Here is a 5,187-nt window from a genome sequence, read left to right as displayed (position 1 = left end):
GAGCTGCCTGATCACCCTGCAGCGGGAGAAGCGCACCTACGGTTATTTTTCGGCGAAGCGCTTCGTCCACCGGCACGACAAGGTCACGACCGACGAGATCGCCATCAACCCGTCGTACTTCGCCGTGGTTCCGCTCGTGGAAGTGATGCAGACCTTGGTGCACGAGATGGTCCACGCCTGGCAGCATCATTTCGGAAAGCCGGGCCGTCGTGGCTATCACAATCACGAATGGGCGGCGAAGATGGAAGCCGTCGGGCTGATGCCCTCGGCGACTGGGCAGCCTGGCGGCGCACGTACAGGCGAAAAGATGGGGGACTATCCCGTTGCCGGTGGCCCCTTCATGCGTGCGACCGAGCAGTTGCTGGACCAGGCGTTTCGTATTTCCTGGCTGGACCGCTTCCCTGCCCCTGACCGAACGCCATCGGTCCTCACCGCGGCCAGCGCAGGCACGCCAGCCTCCCCTGCTCTGCCGCAGACCTCGACACTTCCCGCTGCCGCCTTGACGGTCCCCATGGGGCAGCATGAGAACGGCACTGAGGTTTCCGGAGAGTTCTTCGAGATACTTGCCCCGCCCCGCCCGGCCAACCGATCCAACCGTATCAAGTACCGCTGCCCATCCTGCCAAGCGCAGGCCTGGGGCAAGCCTTCACTGAAGCTGCGCTGCGGGGAGCCGGGCTGCGACTCGGCCGAGTTCGAAGCGGTCGAGGCGTAACGCCTACGGATGGGGTAGCCGTTGTTGGTCAACAAGGATATATCTTGGTATATTCCACTGTCTGAGATATGCTTTGATATATGCCTCTCCGCAAAAGGAGCTTCAATCATGAGCCAAGTAGCCAAGCTGTTCACCAACGGCCGTAGCCAGGCGGTACGTCTCCCAGCCCTCTATCGTTTCGACACCAAGGAGGTTTTCATCCGAAAGGATGAGGAAACCGGAGACGTGATTCTGTCGCGCAAACCGGCGACGTGGGACGATTTCTTCGCCGCTCTCAAAGGAGCCAATGTCCCGGCCGATTTCCTGGACGAGAAAGAACGCAATCAGAGAACGCATGATCGTGATCCCTTCGAGGGCCATCACGAATGAGGCGCTACATGCTGGACACCAACACGGTGAGCCACCTGCTCAAGGAGCATTCGTCTGTTGTACGAAAGGTGGTGGCCACGCCGATGGCTGCTCTTTGTATTTCGGCGATCACCGAAGGTGAATTACTTTTTGGCCTGGCCAAACGACCGGATGCCAAACGGCTCCACCGCGCCGTGTCGGAGTTCCTTCGGCGCGTCGACGTACTACCTTGGGATAGTACCGTTGTGGAGCACTATGGAACTATACGAGCTGGGATGGAACGCCATGGCATGATTCTCGCGCCGCTCGATTTGCTGATTGCCACCCATGCGCTGAGTGTTGGAGCTGTGTTGGTGACAAACGACCGAGCCTTCGGCCAAGTGCCCGATCTGCATGTAGAAGACTGGACAGAGCCTTGATCATGAGGCAGGCGCAGCTTGCCAGGCTCGAGCGAGAGGGAGAGCGCGAGAGGCTGACTCGCGAGGCCCTTGCCGACATCGATGCGGGCTGTACAGGAAGCAGAGCGCCTGGTCGCATTGATCCGGGCGAAAGGCGCCAGACTGACCATCCCTCTTTCAGCGCTGGCAGCGGGCGCGACCGGCGTCGCACAGATCGTCCTGGAATCGGTCCAGGAAATGCTGCTCAAACTTGCATTGCAGATCGCACGTGATGACTACGAAAACGGCACTGAGGTTTCCGGCGAGTTCTTCGAGATACTTGCCCCGCCTCGCCCGGCCAACCGATCGAATCGGGTCAAGTACCGGTGCCCGTCCTGTCACGTCCAGGTCTGGGGCAAACCGTCGCTGAAGCTACGTTGTGGGGAAGCGGCATGCGAGGCTGCCGCGTTCGAAGCCGTTGAATAGGGTTCCGGCGAGGGTGGCTGGCTCATTTAAGTGGGGAAAAATAGAATGGTGCATTTAGATTGGGAATTGATTAATGCGCCACTGTTCTACAGTAGGATCATTTAGGTATACCCAAAATAACAGCTAGGAGCTGACATGCTGACAACCGACACCTTGCGCCTGCTGCGTCTGCATGGATTCGCCTTGACCTTCTACGGTGGCAAGGCTCTTCACGCCGGCGTGGGCGCACCCACGGACGAACAGACCTGGCGCAGCGCCCTCGATGGCCTGGTGGCCTCGCTGACGCGCGACGCTACCATGTCGGCCCAACAGGCCCAAGAACTGATCGCCACAATCGAATCCACCTTGTTCGACCTCAACGCGGTTGAGCCAGCCAGTGCCGGCGCAGCCGTGGCCGCCGCCATCAGCAGCGGCACGGCGAAGGTGTGACCTATACCCAAAAGCACCGACTGGACGGGCCATGACAGCGAAGCTAGACGGTCGATGGGGACCATACGAACCCAAAACGCCGGCGAACGTGGGGCGATTTCTTCGCCTCTCTCCAAGGAGCCAATGTGCCAGCCGATTTCCTGGACGAGAAAGAACGTAATCAGAGAACGCATGATCGTGATCCCTTCAAGGACCATCACGAATGAGCCGCTACATGCTGGACATCAACACGGTGAGTCACCTGCTCAAGGAGCATTCATCTGTTGTACGGGCATGATGCCTAGCCGGCGGCCTCACGCAAGCGTAAGCGCAAGGTGTCCCACGTTTTCGGTGGCGGGCCTCACCTTGATCTCGATGTCGTAGCCCAGCCGGTTCAGGCAGCTCATCAACTTGCGCTCGGACAGGTTGGTGAAATCGCCGCGCATCATGCCTGACACCTTGGCCTGTGAAATGCCCATGCGCCTGGCCGCTTCGAGCTGGGTGAGACCCAAGGCACGCATGGCCTTCCTGATCTCGTTGGCCAAGCCGGTCTTGATCTCCTGAGTGTGTGTCGTGCTCATGGAGCTTCCTCCGTCATTTCTGAACCAGGCAACCTGCGGGCATGAACGACAGCGACGACAGTGCAGCAGCGCGAGGCATCATCCACCCGGTAGAGCACTCGCCAGTTGGAGCGCACCACGATATGACGGGCGCGCTCGGCCGAGCCTTCGAAAACCTGGTACAGGCGTGGATACTCCGGCAAGAGCCGGGGCGACTTGCGGATGTCCGTGACGAGCTTCTTTGTGGTCGCCCGGCTGGTGACTGTCAAAAGGTAATCGTGAATCTCACGCAGGTCATCGCGTGCAGCTTCGGACCAAGACGACGTACTTCACCACGATGCGATCTGGGCGTCCATCTCCGCCTCTGTGAGCATCCGGCCCGGGTTGGCCAGCGCTGCGCGCACCTTGGCGTTCACGTAGGACACGTAGGCCGGATCCTGCTCGGCCTCATTCGCGGCCAGGTCGTTCAAGCGGTCGATCTGCTCTTGCGGCCAGGTGCCGGTGTTGGCCAACTGCCCTGCAAGGTCAGCCAGGAACTCGGCGTTCTCGGCGTGGGTATAGATGGCTGTGGACATGATGGATCCTTTCCTCATGATGGTCTGGGAATTCTATACCTTTTCAGGTAATCAATGACGATTTCGTGCATTGCAAGCGATGAAGGGGTCATCTCAGAAAACGGAAAATAAAGCACGCTAAGCGAGCGCGGAGGCTGGCACCCAGCGGTACAGCGTCGGAATGGACACACCGAGGTTCTTGGCCACGTCCTTTGGCGGTACGCCGCTGGCCAGCAGCTTCTTGGCCGACTCAATCTTGCTGTCGGTCATCTTGGGCCTGCGCCCCCCCTTGCGGCCGAGCTGCTTGGCGACTTCCAGCCCGGCGCGAGTACGCTCGACGATCAACTCGCGCTCCATCTCGGCGAGGCTCGCCATGACGTGGAAGAAGAAGCGGCCGGACGGCGTGCCGGTGTCGATGGCGTCGGTGAGGCTCTTGAGCTGGACACCTTGCTTGTGCAACTCGCCGACCAGATTCACCAGTTGCTTGACGCTGCGGCCCAGCCGGTCGAGCTTCCACACGACCAATGTATCGTTCTCGCGCAGCATTTCGAGTGCCTTGGCCAAGCCGGGCCGGTCTGCCCGCGTGCCACTCACCTTGTCCTCGAAGACCTTCTTGCATCCGGCCTTAGTCAAGGCTTCGCGTTGTAGCTCCAGGTTCTGATCCTGCGTCGAGACGCGCGCATAGCCGATCAACATGAATAGCCACTCAATGCGAAGCCATTCCCTTTATTGGTCATGGTTCCATTCCTTTGTCGTTACGGTCTTCATCGTCGGCATCCTGGCGCACGGCGGGCAATTGCTGGAGCAATTCCGGTAGCCATTGCTGCGTCGTCTCCCACACCACATCGAGGTTGATATCGAAATAGCCGTGGGCCATGCGATTGCGCATCCCCCGCATGTAGCGCCACGGTAATTCGGCGTGCGCCTGGGTGAAGGCGGTGTGGCCGTCCATCACTTTCGTGGCGGCCTCGCCGATGATGATCAGGCTCATGATGACGGCTTGCTGGGTACGCCTGTCGGCCAGGAAGTCATCCTTGCCCAAGCCTTCCACGAAGCCGCGGGCATCGGTCGCAGCTTGTTGGATGTGATCGAGGTAATCAGGCAGTCGGTTCTCGCTCATACCGGCTGCGCCTCCGCGAGCACCTTGGCCCTGAATTTCGGTGGCAGGTCGCCGGGTGTCAACAAGTCAACACCTATACCTAGCAGCGACTCCAGTTCGTCTTGCAGTCCGCCCAAGTCCAGTAACGTGGCACCGGGCAGCGCATCGACCAGCAGATCGATGTCGCTGCCATCGCGATCGGTGCCGTGCAGCACCGAACCGAAGACGCGCGGGTTCGCTGTGCGGAAGCGTCCTACCGCTTCCCGCACAGCGCCTCGTTTCATGTCAAGCACAACAGACGGTCGCATGGGCATCCTTTCTTATCGAAACTCGTTGAAATGATATGCAATCAAGAATGGAATTTCAAGAACCATTTTCGAGAATCGCAATGCCTTGATTTCGCATGCCGCGCCGGTCGCCTTGGCGGGCTTGTCACAAACCTACGTTTTCGCAACATCCACAATCTTGAAGGCCAGAAAGCGATAGAGGCGCTGCACATCGAGCAGCGCCGGCTGCGTCCGGATCAGACGTGGCATGCCGGAAGCTCGGTGTCATCGCCCTGCTCAAGCTGGGCCAGCCAGGCATCGGCCTCCCCAGCGGTCACGTGCAGTCCGGTGCTGCGGTACGCTTCCCAGGCTTGGAG

10 protein-coding genes and 1 pseudogene are annotated in these 5,187 nt (G+C 59.8%); 5 read left to right on the top strand and 6 right to left on the bottom strand.

Going from position 1 to position 5,187, the window contains the following annotated elements; translation table 11 throughout:
- The 5 genes from TBU01S_RS22315 to TBU01S_RS22295 all read left to right on the top strand — a co-directional run.
- On the top strand, positions 1-712 hold a 712-nt coding region (locus tag TBU01S_RS22315), incomplete at its 5' end, for a SprT-like domain-containing protein (RefSeq protein WP_068639687.1).
- 108 nt (positions 713-820) lie between these two features.
- The gene (locus tag TBU01S_RS23505; protein WP_083953805.1) at positions 821-1,081 is read left to right on the top strand and encodes an antitoxin; all 261 of its coding nucleotides are present in this window, start codon (positions 821-823) and stop codon (positions 1,079-1,081) included.
- An 8-nt stretch (positions 1,082-1,089) separates the two neighbouring features.
- Complete coding sequence (locus TBU01S_RS22305) at positions 1,090-1,479, top strand: type II toxin-antitoxin system VapC family toxin (RefSeq protein ID WP_217999685.1); 390 nt, start codon at positions 1,090-1,092, stop codon at positions 1,477-1,479.
- 81 nt (positions 1,480-1,560) lie between these two features.
- Positions 1,561-1,923: a recombinase family protein gene (locus TBU01S_RS25260; protein ID WP_068639684.1), complete on the top strand. Its 363-nt coding sequence runs from the start codon at positions 1,561-1,563 to the stop codon at positions 1,921-1,923.
- A gap of 135 nt (positions 1,924-2,058) precedes the next feature.
- Positions 2,059-2,352 carry a hypothetical protein gene (locus TBU01S_RS22295; RefSeq protein WP_068639683.1) on the top strand — a complete coding sequence of 98 codons (294 nt, stop codon included), beginning with the start codon at positions 2,059-2,061 and terminating at the stop codon, positions 2,350-2,352.
- 293 nt (positions 2,353-2,645) lie between these two features.
- On the opposite strand, the gene TBU01S_RS22290 is transcribed toward TBU01S_RS22295, so the two are convergent.
- The 6 genes and pseudogenes from TBU01S_RS22290 to TBU01S_RS22270 all read right to left on the bottom strand — a co-directional run bounded on the left by TBU01S_RS22290 (position 2,646) and on the right by TBU01S_RS22270 (position 4,828).
- Positions 2,646-2,912, bottom strand: a complete 267-nt coding sequence (locus tag TBU01S_RS22290; RefSeq protein ID WP_068639682.1) for a helix-turn-helix domain-containing protein — start codon at positions 2,910-2,912, stop codon at positions 2,646-2,648.
- Positions 2,909-3,196: pseudogene (locus TBU01S_RS23495) on the bottom strand (type II toxin-antitoxin system RelE/ParE family toxin); the annotation flags it as partial. The pseudogene TBU01S_RS23495 and the gene TBU01S_RS22290, both read right to left, overlap by 4 nt.
- A gap of 24 nt (positions 3,197-3,220) precedes the next feature.
- Positions 3,221-3,466: a hypothetical protein gene (locus tag TBU01S_RS22285; RefSeq protein ID WP_068639681.1), complete on the bottom strand. Its 246-nt coding sequence runs from the start codon at positions 3,464-3,466 to the stop codon at positions 3,221-3,223.
- A gap of 117 nt (positions 3,467-3,583) precedes the next feature.
- Positions 3,584-4,141: a recombinase family protein gene (locus tag TBU01S_RS22280; RefSeq protein WP_068639680.1), complete on the bottom strand. Its 558-nt coding sequence runs from the start codon at positions 4,139-4,141 to the stop codon at positions 3,584-3,586.
- A 37-nt stretch (positions 4,142-4,178) separates the two neighbouring features.
- Entirely contained in the window at positions 4,179-4,565 is a 387-nt protein-coding gene (locus TBU01S_RS22275) for a HepT-like ribonuclease domain-containing protein (RefSeq protein ID WP_068639679.1), read from the bottom strand.
- Complete coding sequence (locus tag TBU01S_RS22270; protein WP_439654564.1) at positions 4,562-4,828, bottom strand: nucleotidyltransferase family protein; 267 nt, start codon at positions 4,826-4,828, stop codon at positions 4,562-4,564. Before TBU01S_RS22270 ends, TBU01S_RS22275 begins: the two co-directional genes overlap by 4 nt.
- Positions 4,829-5,187 lie beyond the last annotated feature (359 nt).

The sequence above is a fragment of the Thauera butanivorans NBRC 103042 genome (genome assembly GCF_001591165.1).
Classification (GTDB): Bacteria; Pseudomonadota; Gammaproteobacteria; order Burkholderiales; family Rhodocyclaceae; genus Thauera; species Thauera butanivorans.
This window is presented reverse-complemented; position numbering and strand designations above follow the sequence as displayed.